Origin of the sequence: Listeria swaminathanii (assembly GCF_014229645.1) — a bacterium.
Classification (GTDB): domain Bacteria; phylum Bacillota; class Bacilli; order Lactobacillales; family Listeriaceae; genus Listeria; species Listeria swaminathanii.
Genome location: NZ_JAATOD010000001.1, coordinates 809,704 through 825,674, shown reverse-complemented (window position 1 = coordinate 825,674; position 15,971 = coordinate 809,704). Strand labels below are relative to the sequence as shown.

Annotated in this window: 14 protein-coding genes; 1 reads left to right on the top strand and 13 read right to left on the bottom strand. The window is 36.8% G+C overall.

Annotated features, from left to right (window positions below; all coding sequences use genetic code 11):
- Positions 1–91: 91 nt before the first annotated feature.
- The 10 genes from HCX62_RS04105 to HCX62_RS04060 all read right to left on the bottom strand — a co-directional run bounded on the left by HCX62_RS04105 (position 92) and on the right by HCX62_RS04060 (position 9,343).
- Complete coding sequence (locus tag HCX62_RS04105; protein ID WP_185572820.1) at positions 92–496, bottom strand: PTS sugar transporter subunit IIB; 405 nt, start codon at positions 494–496, stop codon at positions 92–94.
- A gap of 60 nt (positions 497–556) precedes the next feature.
- Positions 557–865, bottom strand: a complete 309-nt coding sequence (locus tag HCX62_RS04100; RefSeq protein ID WP_185637123.1) for a putative quinol monooxygenase — start codon at positions 863–865, stop codon at positions 557–559.
- Positions 866–877: 12 nt separating this feature from the next.
- Positions 878–1,702 carry an NAD(+) synthase gene (gene nadE, locus HCX62_RS04095; RefSeq protein ID WP_185604170.1) on the bottom strand — a complete coding sequence of 275 codons (825 nt, stop codon included), beginning with the start codon at positions 1,700–1,702 and terminating at the stop codon, positions 878–880.
- An 11-nt stretch (positions 1,703–1,713) separates the two neighbouring features.
- Complete coding sequence (locus HCX62_RS04090) at positions 1,714–3,204, bottom strand: nicotinate phosphoribosyltransferase (protein WP_185506303.1); 1,491 nt, start codon at positions 3,202–3,204, stop codon at positions 1,714–1,716.
- A 117-nt stretch (positions 3,205–3,321) separates the two neighbouring features.
- On the bottom strand, positions 3,322–3,705 hold the full coding sequence (gene tagD, locus HCX62_RS04085; RefSeq protein ID WP_003724631.1) for a glycerol-3-phosphate cytidylyltransferase: 384 nt from the start codon (positions 3,703–3,705) through the stop codon (positions 3,322–3,324).
- 64 nt (positions 3,706–3,769) lie between these two features.
- Positions 3,770–4,921, bottom strand: coding sequence for a CDP-glycerol glycerophosphotransferase family protein (locus HCX62_RS04080; RefSeq protein WP_185637122.1), 1,152 nt, complete (start codon positions 4,919–4,921; stop codon positions 3,770–3,772).
- Between the two features lie 12 nt (positions 4,922–4,933).
- Positions 4,934–6,088 carry a CDP-glycerol glycerophosphotransferase family protein gene (locus HCX62_RS04075; protein ID WP_185637121.1) on the bottom strand — a complete coding sequence of 385 codons (1,155 nt, stop codon included), beginning with the start codon at positions 6,086–6,088 and terminating at the stop codon, positions 4,934–4,936.
- The gene (locus tag HCX62_RS04070; protein WP_185637120.1) at positions 6,088–7,467 is read right to left on the bottom strand and encodes a glycosyltransferase family 2 protein; all 1,380 of its coding nucleotides are present in this window, start codon (positions 7,465–7,467) and stop codon (positions 6,088–6,090) included. Before HCX62_RS04070 ends, HCX62_RS04075 begins: the two co-directional genes overlap by 1 nt.
- Positions 7,468–7,611: 144 nt before the next feature.
- Positions 7,612–8,637: a ribitol-5-phosphate dehydrogenase gene (locus HCX62_RS04065; protein ID WP_185503718.1), complete on the bottom strand. Its 1,026-nt coding sequence runs from the start codon at positions 8,635–8,637 to the stop codon at positions 7,612–7,614.
- Positions 8,630–9,343, bottom strand: a complete 714-nt coding sequence (locus tag HCX62_RS04060) for an IspD/TarI family cytidylyltransferase (protein WP_185502576.1) — start codon at positions 9,341–9,343, stop codon at positions 8,630–8,632. Before HCX62_RS04060 ends, HCX62_RS04065 begins: the two co-directional genes overlap by 8 nt.
- Before the next feature lie 225 nt (positions 9,344–9,568).
- Here HCX62_RS04060 and galU point away from each other — a divergent pair, with 225 nt between their 5' ends.
- Positions 9,569–10,453, top strand: coding sequence for a UTP--glucose-1-phosphate uridylyltransferase GalU (gene galU, locus HCX62_RS04055; RefSeq protein ID WP_185637119.1), 885 nt, complete (start codon positions 9,569–9,571; stop codon positions 10,451–10,453).
- Positions 10,454–10,496: 43 nt separating this feature from the next.
- Here galU and HCX62_RS04050 read toward each other — a convergent pair whose 3' ends face one another.
- From HCX62_RS04050 to HCX62_RS04040, 3 genes are read right to left on the bottom strand one after another with little or no spacing between them, the layout of a single operon-like run.
- On the bottom strand, positions 10,497–11,507 hold the full coding sequence (locus tag HCX62_RS04050) for a hypothetical protein (RefSeq protein WP_185637118.1): 1,011 nt from the start codon (positions 11,505–11,507) through the stop codon (positions 10,497–10,499).
- Positions 11,504–13,828 (bottom strand): bifunctional glycosyltransferase/CDP-glycerol:glycerophosphate glycerophosphotransferase, encoded by a 2,325-nt coding sequence (locus tag HCX62_RS04045; RefSeq protein WP_185637117.1) that lies wholly within the window; start codon positions 13,826–13,828, stop codon positions 11,504–11,506. Before HCX62_RS04045 ends, HCX62_RS04050 begins: the two co-directional genes overlap by 4 nt.
- Before the next feature lie 30 nt (positions 13,829–13,858).
- Positions 13,859–15,961 (bottom strand): glycosyltransferase-like membrane protein, encoded by a 2,103-nt coding sequence (locus HCX62_RS04040; protein WP_185637116.1) that lies wholly within the window; start codon positions 15,959–15,961, stop codon positions 13,859–13,861.
- Between the last annotated feature and the right edge of the window lie 10 nt (positions 15,962–15,971).

Sequence of the window (15,971 nt, the reverse complement as noted above, 5' to 3'; positions counted from 1 at the left end):
GGTTACTTCACAATAATATAAGAAAAGGACAAATCACTTGTCCTTTTCATCTTCTTTCATTTTAACGTTTCCCCTCTAAAGTTGCAACACCTTATTTGGAATTTTTCGCGTTCATCAAGGCTAGACCTTGCGTGAGAATCTTGTCGCCGCGCATCCGACCGAAATCGAGTGAATTAATATTGGCGCAAGGAATATTCAGTTCGCCTAATACTTCCTCCACCGTTTTGTACATATATTTCACTTGGGGCGCTACTAAAACTGCATCGACTTGTTCTTTATAATCGCGGAATTTCCCGGCCGTAATCGCGCCGACCGGTCCCATGACGACAACTAAATCCCGCGCGCTATATTTTTCACGAAAACTATCTTTATATTTCACATCATCAGGAAATAGTAAAACCGCGTCCATTCCTTCTGACGTAGCACTTTTCACTACGTTTTGTGCCATTAAGCTGGAAGTCGCGCCGCCAGCACAAACAATCATCAACGTTTGCATTTGTCATCCCTCCAAAAAAATGATCCCAGGAAAGTCCCAGAATCATTCTTGTTGTTAAGCTTATACGCCTTTTCCGCCGAGTATGTCTAATTCTTGTATTCGTTTTACTTCTTTTATTAATGGTTTGGCACGTTCAATCATCGCTTTTACAGCAGGGTTATCAAGAGAGGCTTCGTGGTGCCCTTTGTCGACCCAAATTTCAGAAACAAAGACCGTATCTGCTTCGTTTTCGGATTCGCTGACGATATACTGAATGCACGTATTATATTCGTCCAAACTTTCTGCTGCTTCAAGCAAAATCTTCACTAAATGATCTCGCTCTCCTGGATGTGTATAAAATGCAGTTAATAACCCGTAACCAACTTTCATTTAAACAACCTCCTATTTCCAGAAATCATCAAATATAGTAATTGCCATATGGCGTTTATGCTCGGTTTTCATAAACCAGTTCTCAATTTTTGCCGCAGCATCTGCTGGAACTTCTTTGCCTTCCAAGTAATCGTCAATTTGGTCGTAAGTCACACCAAGCGCAACCTCGTCCGGTAAAGCTGGCTTATTATCTTCTAAATCTGCAGTCGGTTTTTTCAAATAGAGATGCTCTGGGCAGCCAAGTTCTTTGAGAAGCGCCTTGCCTTGTCTTTTATTCAAACGGAACAGTGGGTTAATGTCCGTTCCACCGTCGCCGTATTTTGTATAAAAGCCGGTAATAGCTTCTGCCGAGTGGTCTGTTCCAACAACGACACCTTTACGCATTGCAGCAATCGCGTATTGGACTTTCATCCGTTCGCGCGCTTTTTCATTTCCTTTGGCGAAATCAGATAGTTCGATTCCCGCTTCTTTCAGCGCCGCAACACTCGCGTCAACTGAAGCTTTAATGTTCACGGTTAAACGATTATCTGGTTCCATAAAGTTCAGTGCGTCTTGACGGTCCGATTCATCTAGTTGTGTTCCGTATGGTAAGCTCACAGCGAAAAACTGATACTCCTCGTCGCCAGTTTCTTCCCGCATTTCACTTATCGCCATCTGTGCTAGTTTTCCTGTTAAAGTCGAATCTTGCCCACCAGAAATTCCAAGAACAAAGCTTTTTAAGAACGTATTCTTTTTTAAATATGCTTTTAAAAACTCGACACTTTTTCTAATTTCTTCGTGCGCATCAATCGTTTCTGCCACTTGCATATCTGCTAAAATTCTTTCCCTGATTTCCATTATAATTCCTCCTAAAACGGCATATCTAGTTCAACTGGTGAATGAAGTTGGACACTTTTACGTACTTTTTCGATATTGCGCATCTTGTTTTTCCAACATTTTACACTTAAATCAACTGGGTATTGCTCTGGACGAACGGTTCGTTTGTACTCATCCCAAAGCAGCGCCAAGTTTTCTTCTTTATAAGCTTTAATTTCATCTAAAGTCGGCATATCATACACAAGTTCCCCATCTTGGAAAATTGGCACAAGTAGCTCACGCGCGGTGAAATTCTCGACTGTTTTCATAATATACGTATGAACTGGGTGGAACATCGTTAATTTATCGACATTCTCCAGTGATTCGTCCGCTAAAGCAATATAATCACCTTCTGCTTTCAAGCCATCTTCATTCGTAATAATTCGGTAAACTTTCTTTTTACCCGGAGTCGAAACTTTTTCGGTATTACTTGAAAGTTTAATCGAATCTTGTAAAATATCATTTTCATCAGCTATCGCAGCCATTTTGTAAACTGCTCCAAGTGCTGGTTGGTCATAAGCGGTGATTAGTTTTGTGCCAACGCCCCATGAATCGATTTTCGCTTTTTGGGCTTTTAACGATAAAATGGTATGTTCATCTAGGTCACTTGAAGCAAAGATTTTCGCTTCTGGAAAGCCAGCCTCGTCTAACATTTGGCGCGCTTTTTTGGATAGGAAGGCCATATCGCCGCTATCTAAGCGGATGCCGATAAAGTTGATTTTATCGCCCATTTCTTTGGCAACTTTAATCGCATTTGGCACACCAGATTTTAGCGTATCATATGTATCTACTAAGAAAATGGAATCAAAATGTGTTTTTGCGTAGCTTCTAAATGCTTCAAGTTCGTCGCGGTAAGCTTGAACCATCGCATGTGCCATCGTACCAGACACCGGAATGCCAAAAATTTTCCCAGCGCGAACATTACTTGTGGAATCACAACCGCCAATATAAGCCGCGCGTGTACCCCAAATAGCCGCGTCCATTTCTTGCGCGCGTCTTGTACCAAATTCCGCAAACGTTTCGTCGTCAATCACCGAACGAATTCGCGCCGCTTTTGTCGCGATTAGCGTTTGGAAATTCACAATATTAAGTAGAGCTGTTTCGATTAATTGAGCTTCGGCCAGACTCGCTTCCACTTGAAGGATTGGCTCCGTTTTAAAAACGAATTCCCCCTCTTTTGCGGCAAGAATATTTCCTTTAAATTTAAAGTTACGTAAATATTCTAAGAAAGGCCCATCAAAGCCAAGTTCGTCGTGTAAATAAGTAATGTCTGTTTCTGTAAAACGCAAATTTTGCATATAATTAATAATTCGTTCCAGCCCAGCAAACACAACAAAACCTGAATCAAATGGCATATCTCGGAAAAACACTTCAAATACCGATCTACGCTCATGAAGTCCATCGTCAAAATACGCTTTCATCATATTTAGTTGGTATAAGTCTGTATGCAGCGTTAGACTATCATCTTGAAATAAATTTGTCATTTCTTCTGCTCCTAACATAACTAGTTCTTTTCGTTATCATTTATACATAATAATAGCACAAAACAAGCCTACCACCTAATGATTGAACATTATCGGCCCGCCTGTTTTGTGCTGCTACTATTTTAAATCGTCTTTAATCTTGGAAGTAGAAATACCATCTGTGCGTGGTAAATAAACAACTTCACAATAAGGTTTTAAGAAGTCAAACTCACCTTCCCAATCATCACCCATCACAAAAATATCAATATCACGATTTTTCACATCTTCTAATTTTTGTTCCCAGTTACTTTCTGGAATCACTTCGTCGACATATCTAATCGCCTCTAAAATTAACTTGCGATGTTCAAAGTTATGGTATGCCTCTTTGTGTTTGATTCGATTAAATTCATCTGTTGAAATGGCTACAATAAGGTAATCACCCAAAGCTTTTGCTCGTTCTAATAAACGAATATGCCCCCAGTGAATTAAATCAAATGTGCCATATGTAATTACTTTCTTCATCAGCCCACCTACTTTCTTTAGTAGTATATCAAGAAAACAAAAATTTCTCTACTTGTTAAGAGCCCTACTTTTCCAGCTGTTCTTTCAAAAAAGATACGAAGCGCTCGCTGGAATGTCCGTCTGAATATTTATTCCATTTTGCCGCAAAAGTCCGTACAGTTTCTAAATCAAAAGCATCTTGCTGAATTACGTGGATTAGTTCATCTGTCGTAGCAACACAAGGGCCGGGAATCGCCTTTAAAAAGCCATCTGATAGCCCTCTAGCTTGATCATATTCTTCCAAATCATACGTGAAAAAGATAATCGGTTTTTCCAGTAGCGCGAATTCAAATGGAATGGACGAATAATCGGTAATTAAAATGTCCACTACCGGCAGAATCGTTTCAATCGGCGTCTCTTTATCCGCATAGACGACAAAATCATCGTCCACTTTATCTAAATCATTGCTCATAGATGGATGCAATTTTAAGATTAGCTGATAGTCATTTCCGAGTGCTTGCTTCATTTTGGCAATATCTAAGTGTAAACGAGTACTATGCAGCTCCTCATCTCGAAAAGTCGGCGCATATAATAATTTCTTTTTGTCAGAAAGGTTCAATTTGGTACAAGTCCAGTCCGCGTTTCCCTTCAATTGCTGCTGATTGAAAAAATTGTCCGTCCTTGGAACACCTAGCTTCAACATCTGCGAATCATCTAGTAAAAACGACTTTTGGAAAATTGCTGCCATTTCGTCAGATCCAACAAGTACTTTCGAAAAACGTTGATATACTGCTTGGAACCGTTTTTTATCGGCGGCGCTTCTTTTTTGCGCAGCCTTATCTTCCCAACCAAATTTTTTCAAAGCCCCATTCGCATGCCAAATTTGGACACAAGTCACATTTTCCCGCTCTTTTAGCCCAGCTAATTCCACAAAATAGTTATCTGTAATGACCACTTTAGCCGTGTTGACATGAAACATTAACGAGATAAAATGGCTGATATTTTTCGGTTTCAGCTGAATAAAAGCAAAATCCAAGTCCGTCACATCTACTCTTGGATCATAGAAAACAATGGTTTTGGGTGTAACTTTCATATCGTTCATTTGCTTTATAATCGCAGTGGGATTTTCCGGAAAACTTATTAAAAATACAACTTTCTCCTTAACTGAAAACATTCGCGCGAAACAGCCGGTTACTTTAACAGCAAGCATATAAATATAAATCGCTATCTTTTTCAATATTCCCACCACCTATTTTTCAGCAAAAACGATTTTCACTGTTTTCTCTGCTGCATGGCCATCTTCCCAAGTACAAAACTGCTCCAAAAAGCTGTCTTCTATTTTAAGTGGATTTTCAAGCATTTTTTCAAGTTCGCTCATTAATGCTTCATTCGTTTCCACAAGCGGACCAGGAGCATTTTTTTCAAAATCAAAGTAAAAGCCTCGTAACGTATCACGATATTCTGCCAAGTCATATGTGTAAAACAACATTGGGCGCTGTAAATTCGCATAATCAAAAAACACAGAAGAATAATCAGTAATCAACAAATCGCTAACTAAATACAGATCTCGAATATCTTCATGGTTTGAAGCATCGCGCACAAAATCACCATACTGGGCAAAATCAAAATGTTCCGCAACTAAATAATGCATCCGGACAAGTAGTACAATTTCATCGCCAAACTTTTCTTGCATTTTTGCGATATCGATTTTTAAGTCAAATTTGTATTTTCCAGCTTCATAAAAGTCATTATCCCGCCACGTCGGCGCATATAAAATAACTTTCTTTTCTTCAGGAAGCGCTAATTCTTTTTTGATGTTCGCGATTTTCAATTCCTTATCAGCGCTAAACAAAATATCATTCCGCGGATAGCCCGACTCAATCATCTCACCAGTAAATCCAAACGCCCGTCTAAAAATCGCGCTAGAATAAGCATTAGGTGAAATTAAGTAATCCCACTTCTGCGCTTCCTTCACAAAATCGGCTTTGTATTGCTCTGTTGTTTGCCCCGGCATATGCACTTCATCAATATCCACACCTAATTTTTTGAGCGGCGTACCGTGCCATGTTTGAACATAAATCGTGTTTTTCGGCTTCGGTAACTCTAGCGGAAGACGACTATTAGAAACCCAGTACTTCGCCAACCCCATTTTAAACAACCAACTAACGGAAAAACGCTTCACATAAGGAACCCCGTGTGCCTCAAATAAATCGACATACTTAGGATTAACACTCCACAAGAGTTCATACTCCGGATTATGCTCCTCCATATATTCAAAAATAGCCCGCGGATTACAACTATATTGCTTACCTGAAAAACTTTCAAACATAACTAAGGCTTTTTTCCGAGGTAACCATCCTACTATTCTAAATAACAAATAATACACTTTTTGCACTAACTTCATCAGGATACTCCCCCCTGTTTAAACTTTCGCTTTAACGCTCGATTGCGTTTTAATTTTCCTAAAATACTACTTACGACGTTGACCTCAGCAAGCAGCGTCTCCTTTTCAGCAGCTTGATAAAAAAGGCGCGCTTTCGTTTGGTAAGGTTTTAATTTAAATACCACTTTTTCTATCGTACCTTGTTCTCTAACCACGATATCCCAAATAGTTTGGTCTGCTTTCCGTTTTACTATTTGAGCTAGGACATCTTTGAACGCAGTGCGCGCAATCCATTTGCCATCATGTGGGGAAGCTTCCTCCACCAATAATTCTATCGCGGCGGCTTTTCCGATACGATAATTTTCTTTTACGGTGACAAGTGGAATACTTTGTTGCTCTGCTGTTTCAAATTTGATTGGCCAACCATTTCGTAAAATCGAGCACATCATTTCTTTGACTACAAGCGGCGTGTCTAGTTCCATAATCGTACTAGCTCCGACTTCTTGTAATACCTTTTGCAATTCCCTCACAAAAACCTCTTGCTCTGCTTCACTCAATACTTCCCGAAAAAAACGATTCTCTTTATAGAAAAATAATTTCGCATGATAGGCAATCAAATACTGCACATACGGAATCACACTACCAAATGTTTCTTTCGAGTCGGCTAAATAAGCTTGGTAGACTTTTTGCAAAAATGGCGTGTATCGTTCTGGCTTTTTCCACGACGAACTTACTAACGAGCCTTTTTGCTGTAAATCACGATGGTAATAATAACCCGCATCCGCAATTAAGCCATAACGCCGATTTTTCAGTAAAAACTGAGTAATTAACAGCTGATCCTCCGCAAAATAAAGCGACTCATCAAAAGCAAATTCTTTCAAACAATCATAACGCAAAAAAGTACCGCCAATATAAAAATGAATTGCTTGTGGTTCTTTTTCGATATCAGCAACTCGATTCCCATTTGCAAAACGGTAATTTAATTTATGTGGTGAAATTTTTTGTTTTTTCCCAAAGTCATCTAAGTAATAAAAAGCTGGCACAAGCATAGGAACATCAGACTCATTTAGAAATGCAACCATACTTGCTAGCGTATTGCTAGACATAATATCATCCGCGTCTAAAAAGCCAACAAAATCCGTATCCTCGCTTACATTATGTATTCCGATATTGCGAGCTTTTGCAGGACCACCATTTGGAACACTCAAAACTCGAATATTAGTAGGATATTTTGCAGCGTAACGATTTGCGATAGCGCCACTTCCATCCGTGCTTCCATCATTAATAAGCAGTACTTCAACATGCTTCAAAAAGCTGTAAGACTGCTTAATTATACTATCTATGGATAATGCTAACCTTTTCTCCGCATTATAAAAAGGCATTATAATCGCAAATTTCATTCTTTTTCCCTCTCCATATAAAAGCTGGGAAGTTAAGGATACCCGCAAATGACAATCGAATAACCCACTTCGATTTTCTTGCTTCCTAAATGTACTTTAGCAAACAATTTCATCAGCTTCTAGCCTAAACTCCCCAATGTTTTATTATATCTTCCACTCCATAACGCTTTTGCCCCATGGACTACGTAAATCAGCTTCAAATGCTTCGATTACATCTTGAATGGAATGAACTGTATGCACTTCCCCAACAAGATTTTGCAAATATTCGACTCCGCGTTTGTTTGTTGATAAAAACTCAACCGTTTTCTCAAAGTCAACGCGACCACTACGGCTACTTCCGTAAACAGTAAGTCCTTTTTCTAGTACCATACGTGAATTAAATTCAATTGGATACTCGGAAACACCTAGTAAGGAAATCGTTCCTTCTGGCTTAATGACATCGATAATTTGACTTACCGCATACTGACTACCCATTCCTCCAGCACATTCAAATGCTTGATCAATAACTAAATCAGCCGGAACATCATCAATCGCATACGCACCATCAACAAAAGAAAAGAAGTCTAATTTATAAGGTGTTTTCCCAAAAATATAAACTTTGCTATCCGGGTACCAATTTTTTAATAGTAAGGATGTGATAAAACCTAAGTTCCCATCGCCCCATACACCAAACGATTCCCGATTAGCATTACTTTTTCCTTCAAAACGTAAAATAGCATGCACTGCAACGGAAATCAGCTCTGAGAAAGCAGCTACTTTCATATTAATATCGTCTGGAAGTGCAACTACGCGATCTCTACGCATGAAGACATAATCCTGCATTAAACCATCATAACCACTCGAACGGAATTTGCTTGAACGCAAATAGTTTTCCGCTACGACCGGATCTTCTTCAAAAGGCGTATTCGGAATCATCACTACTTTTGTTCCTGGTTTGAATTCTTTCGTTGCATCATAAACAACTTCGCCAACACCTTCATGAATAAGTGCCATTGGAAGTTTTTTAGATAGCATTTCTTTCCCTCTAGAACCTGTATAGTAACGTTGATCTGCCGCACAAATAGATAAATGAGTGGGTCTAACAACTACCACATCATCTGTTAATGACTCGTCCACATTGGCAACTTCAAACTGTCTCTCTGACACAAGTCTATATACTTGATTAATCATTGGCTATCCGCTCCTGAATAATCGCATTCGCTACTTTTAAATCGTAAGGCGTTGTAATTTTAATGTTGAAAATTTCGCCTTTAACAAGCTTCACATCGTCGCCAGCAAGCAAACAAATTTTACATGCATCTGTTAGAATTTGTTTCTTTTCGGTAGTTAGATTTTGGTAATGATTGTATACTTTCTTCATGTTGAAGCTTTGTGGTGTTTGACCTTGGTACATGTGGTCTCTCACAGGAATATCTGTAATCACTTGATGATTGCTTGATTCAACGATTGTATCAAGCGCCTCAATAACAGTATCTACAGCTCCTGTTTCCAGTGCAGCATCTATATTTTCTTCAATAATTCGATGTGTTAAAAATGGGCGAACAGCATCATGTGTTACGATAATATCTTCATCTGTTAAGCCATATGTTTTTTCCACGAAACGAATACCATTCATAATTGTTTCATTGCGGTCTTCTCCGCCTTCGATAACAACAATACGATCATCAGAAATATACTTTTTAATATTATCCTCAGCGTGGTTCATCCATTCTTTCGGTGAGGAAATAAGAATTTTATCAAATCGAGTATTTAGAATAAATTTTTCAACGGTATGAACAATAATTGGTTTACCATTTAGAGGTAGAAATTGTTTTGGCATGCTAACGTTACCCATTCGCGTACCTTTTCCTCCAGCTAAAATTTGAGCGTATATCATCCTCTAATCTCCTTTAACTGTTTTTTATATTGACCTGTTACATTATAACATAAAACTTGTATAACAAACTAGCTTCGATCTGCGCCTTTATGTATTTTAATTAGACCCTTTGTAAAAACTTGCTATTTTATGCACATGACCGTTAAAAACTTGTAAACCCAAAGCCAGATAGCGTATAATTAAGTGGGTCTATATATATTTTAGATTAGAAGGAGATTATTAAAAATGAGAGTAAAAAAAGCTGTAATTCCAGCAGCTGGTTTAGGAACACGTTTTTTACCAGCTACAAAAGCAATGCCTAAAGAGATTTTACCAATCGTGGATAAACCAACTATTCAATACATAGTGGAAGAAGCAGTAGCATCAGGTATCGAGGACATCTTAATTGTTACAGGTAAAGGAAAACGCGCTATCGAAGACCACTTTGATTCCGTACCCGAACTTGAAAACAATCTACGGGAAAAAAATAAACTTGAATTGTTACATTTAGTAGAACAAACAACCAACATTAACTTACACTTTATTCGTCAAGCGAAACCAAAAGGACTAGGTGATGCCATCCTTCAAGCAAAAGGTTTCGTCGGCAATGAACCGTTTATCGTTATGTTAGGCGATGATATTGTAGAGTCAAAAACACCTTGTTCCAAACAATTAATGAATCAATACGAAAAAACACATAGCTCTGTAATCGGCGTACAAACAGTTCCTCACGCGGAAACATATCGCTACGGTATCATTGATCCAATTAATGAATACGACAAGAACTTATACAATGTAAAAGGTTTTGTCGAAAAACCAGATCCAGACAAAGCTCCATCTGACCTAGCAATTCTTGGACGTTACTTATTAACTCCACAAATTTTCGACTTCCTAGAAACGCAAGAACCAGGCGCTGGCGGCGAAATCCAATTAACAGATGCCATCAATAGTTTAAATGAAGTACAACGTGTTTTTGCCTATGATTTTGAAGGCCAACGCTTTGATGTCGGCGATAAATTTGGCTTCATTCAAACAACGATGCAATTCGCTTTAAAACATCCTGAAATCAAGGATGATGTGAAAACGTTAATTGATGATTTACACAAACAAATTCACAAAAATGATAAATAAAAAAAGAAACGACAACAAGTTGTCGTTTCTTTTTTGAACTCATTTAAAAATAAAGTTTGTGACATTTAGCAATTGGATTTAACGAATTCAAACCAACCGCCTTATATACAGCATTCGTAGCACGTCTATAAAAAGCTAAATTATATTGCTTCGTTTGATAATGCATTTTCTCAAAAAGAACTTTTAAGAATTTTAAATAAGCCGTTCCAAATGGTTTGTTGCTGCCCCAAATCGGATATTCTTTTACCGGAACTTGTATATAAAAGTAGCCTAGCGAAACCAGTTCACTCACAAGTCGCTTGTTGTTCGCTTCAAGAAAAGCAGTCAATGCATCTAGCGCATCTTTTGCTTCCGTTAAATCTCCAGCTAGTAATTTTGTTTGGAAAATCGGTCCTAATTTTGTTCGAATCAAATAATTAAATAAGTTCTTGTCAAAATCAAGCAATTCCAAACTTAGCGTTGTGAAACTATTTTCTAAGTTTCGGTAGTATGACCAACAATCCACCATATCACTTATCTTGTAGTCATCAGGAATTTTTATCTTCGCTTCATTCTTTCTTGTTTCTTCCAAAACACTATGTTTCCAAACCATATTGGCCTGATGGAAAATGTTAATTAATTGATGAGATACGTCTGCTTTTTCGAAATAATCTTTCAAAAAGGAAACATTGTACAAAATGTATTGTCCCACTTCTTCTAATAACATATGTGGATCACGTTCTAAATAGGTGCTTGTCGGACTCGGGATAGTTTCTTCTAAAAATTGCAGCGTATCTGTCATTTCATAACTATCTTCATTTGGTAATTTGCGTAGATGTTGGACAAAAACAGGATTTTGACTAAATAAGTGAATATCTGCTCCAGCCATATTGTCGGTAAAACGAGCAATATAGTCTTGGATTTGCGAAAGAATATTTTGTTCACTTTCCGAACAGACCATCACAAAATCAGCTTTTGTAGTAGCAACATTATTTTTTATTTGCTCCAAAAGATAAGAACTTCCCCATCTTTCATCAGTGTCTTTTATAACGAGTTGTTCTACTACTATGCTCATAAATCTTTCACTTCCTCATCCGCTTTTCCGATATACGTCTCTACAAAACGCTTCGTTGAATTACCATCTAGGCTTCCAACAAATTTCTTCTTAAAGACTTCCAGTTCATCATAATTATATTTCCCAGTTTTGATGGAATTAATAAGTGATGGTGTATCTTTAAATACTTCGCCTGGAATAGTTGCTTTATAATCGAAATAAAATCCACGTTCATCCAAATAATCATCAATATCATAAGCAAAGAAATAAATTGGTTTATTCATCAAACTAAACTCGAAAATTACCGAAGAATAGTCCGTAATAAGCGCATCACTGAATAGCATTAAATCATTAATATCGTTATTCAATGTTAAATCTAAAATAAATGGATCGTCCTCATCTACGTTAAATGACACGTTTTTAATAACTGGATGGAATTTCAAAATAAGAATATGCGTATCACCAAGCTCTTTTTTCAAAGCAGCAATATCGAGTACAACGCTATAATTAAAGCGTTCATTCGGACCACCGCGGAACGTTGGAGCATAAAGCAATACTTTTTTATCGCGTAGTTGCGGATACATTTTCATATATTTTTCTTTTGTATAATCTACATATTCTTGGTCAAAAAACACATCTGTTCTCGGCACACCAATTGGTTTAATTTGATTGGCTTGTTTTCTAAAGGCTTCCATATACTCAGGAATAATTCCTTCTGAACTAACAAGCACATCCGTATACGGCGAGTGCGCACGTGTTTCAAATTCTTCGGTATTGGCATCTGTACCTTCCAGCGCACTAAAACCAAACTTTTTGAAAGCACCGGTTGCATGCCACGATTGGATAACATGTGTTTTTTTATTAAACTTCAAACCATAAATTTTATTATAATAATCATCTAGCACAATCGTTTTAGTCCGCCCAAGCGCATAATACAATTGGAACATTTCAAACCAATTACGATTTTTCCGTAAAAATACATATACTTTTTGCGGCATATTGTTATAAAACATGTAATCATAAATAGCTAATAAATTACCTTCTAAACTTGTACTACGTTCTGTAGCCAGAATAACCTGATCCTTTTTACGCGGCAGCCACGTAGCAATTCTAAAGATGATCCCTCTGCTTATTTTACGAATCAAAATAGGTGCCTTAAATTGACGGCGAATAATAAACTTAAAGGAGATTTTACGCGCATCACTCCAGTTATTATTTTCCATAATTTGCAAAGCAGCTTTCATATGAACAGGGTACGTTTTTCTAAACGCAATTTTAGCTTCTTCGCCTTGTCTATCCCATAAATACGTAATCAGTTGGCGATAGTTCTCTTTATTATCTTTCGTAATATAACGAACGCGCTCAATACTACTAAACAATAAGAAATATCTAAACGAAGGAATAATATTTAGGAAGTCATCTGATTTTGTTTTTAACCAATCTAACGTCATCGTAAACGCAATTTTTTGGTTTTCACTTTTCTTGCTTTCAATAGCAGCTCTCAAAGCGCCCCAAAGTTCTATGCTAGATACTCGTTGATAATATTTTAATGCCACTTCATATTCCGTATTATTTTTCAGTAGCTCTGCTTCCCCGTAGTCAAAAATTTGGAAAACAGATTTTAAAATACGAATAGGGTCTTTATTTACAGATTGTGTTAAAGATTGCGATTCCCCGTCACGTAAACGGTAATAATAAACCACTTTCTCTACAGTATAAATATTTTCTGCTTGTAACAAAGCATGTAAAACAAATGGCTGGTCTTCACCGTAACGAATATTCTCAGGGAAAAACACACCATCTATTAAAGAATGATGGTACAATTTCGCGCAAGGGCCAATCGAATAAAACAACTCCGGATTTTTCAAAAGTGTTTTCAGCCCCGGTTTCGCAATATTGTATTGAATATGCATCGGAATAAACCATTCATCCTCTGAATTAAATCGCTTCGTTGCACCAGTAATTAATTTTGAACCAGTGGATATTGCACCATCATACATAAGTTGCAACGCGTAGTTAGGAATAATATCGTCGCTGTCTACAAAACAAATATACATTCTATTCGCAAGACGTAAGCCATGGTTCCTAGCCGAAGCCGGTCCACCATTCGGTTGTGTATGCAACTTGAATTTCGGCTTATCCGCTATATATTCCGTTACCATCTCTATTGTTTTATCAGTCGAACCATCGTCAATTAATAAAACTTCGTACATGTCAAATGTCTGCTCATGAATGCTTTCGAGAGTTTCCAGAATTACTTCTTCCACATTATAGAGTGGAATAATAATACTAATCCCAGCTTCTCGATTCTTATCGATGTTATTATTTGAATCAATGTTCATTTATAGACTCTCCCCAATTCAAAATATATGTCATCCATTGTCTTCAGCTTTTCTTCTAAACACATAATATGTTCCTGCGAAAATAATTATAACACCTAAATCAAAAATAATAGATACGTATTTCGGTATTATCGGCTCAGAAGCGACTGTCGAAACACTAAAACCAATATCTTGTTTCTCTCTTGCTTTACCTTTAATGTACAAAGCACCATATGGATAAAGATCCACTATATCCGAAATGTAAGTACCAAGCATTAGCGGTTCTTTAGGATTTTTATTTTCCACTTGATAGACTTCAATAACGTACTCTGTTTTGCCTTTTGGCTTTTCGTTTACATTTATTTGATAATTTTTTGACTCTTCAAATTCTGAGCCCTCTATCACTTCATTATAAACTTCTTTTTTATTTGTTTTATTAATAACTTTAATTCGATATTTACTATCTGCATCAGGTGCTTTTAGAATAGCTAATTGGATAGAATTAAATGGATCACTTACATTAAAAGTCTGCTTAATAGTTTGATTGCTATTAACTGCCAATTGAATATGGGCATAGCTCTGTTTAACAAGGTATTTATTTATATCTTGCGTTTGCCCAGCAACTGTATTTCCAATATATGCAAAAGTAACAGTACTCAACAAAAACACACAGAAAGTAACAATTAAAAAGCCTTTTCTCAGCCCTTTTTTTAAATCAAATTTCTTCGTATATAATGATTCTACTATAAATTTAAATCCATAGATAGAGGACAAAATCATCAGTGGTGTGATAAACATGATATAACGTTGATTTGCTTCCCAAAATAAATGGAACAACCAAACACCAACGAGTGCAATATTAACGAAAAAGGACATATCGAATTCCTTCTTCTTATAAAAACGTAAAGCACCTAAACAAATTAAAAATAAGTTGATGATATGGAACATTTGAGCAGGCAATTCTGTCACAACACGTTTATCCCCAAAGAAATAATCGTATGGCGCAGGATATTCAAGCGCTGAATTAATGTACCATGTATAAGCGCGCGTCCCGTCCGTCCAAGTATTTAATACTTTATTATCAAAAAGCTTCAATAAGCCAAGCGGTCCATGTTCTTCAATTCGTTCTTTAATTTTTTCGATATTTGCCGCTTCTTTTTCTTCTTTTGTTTTAAATTCAGAAGTGTAAGTTACATCTTCTCGATTATAACGCCCAGCTGGATCGCCAAGCCCCATCATAAGCCAATGTGTTTGCGGAAATTCTACTGTTGGATCTTTCTTGAAGCCATAACTCTCAGCAATTGGTGTAAATGCGGTGCTCAAGCTGAAAAAGCAAACCAATAAAACAAGTGTATTCAAAAGAATTTTTCGCCAATTTCGAATAAAACAAAGATGAATAAGCATTGCTGGAAGTAAAATGATGATATTAGGCTTAATCTGATAACCTATCGCAAACAGTAACCCGATAAAAATAAAATACCACCACTTACTATTTTTCGTGTAAAGATAATAAAACAATGCAATAAGTGCAGTAAAAGGTAATACAAGTGTATCTGTATAAAAATACCAAATGTAACCAAGTAAAGGTACACAAAATAGCACAATTAATAAATAAATATTACCGAATTTAGTACCATTTTCTTTGCGAACAATCCAATACAATACAAAAATAGTTATGTTCATGCAAACAAATAAGAAGGCACTTTCTAGTAGATACGTATTACTAATACCCAGTGTTCCTCCAAAAGAGTATAACCAGTAGCGGATAATCGTTATAAAAACATTATTAGGGTACATTAAGAAATAATCTTGCACCGTTGCATGTCCACCATTAGCAAGCATTTTCAAGGCCTCACCTTTGATGACAAAAGCATCCGCAAATGAATCCATTCTTAAAGAGAAGAGTAAGTATATTTGCGTTAATATAATCAAGCTCACCAAAAAGATGGTTATTACACCATCTCCTTTTTTATTCAATTTCGTAAATAACTGATAAATTCCAATAAGAACTAAAAGCGCCGCAGCACTAAAAATGATAAATATACTTGGATGATTAAAACTGATCTCTTGCGGTTTAAAAATGCTTATGCAAAGTAAGTAACCAAAAATAAGTATAAAAAACGCATTAAAAATATAAGCTAACCTATTCTTCACTTTCTTTACA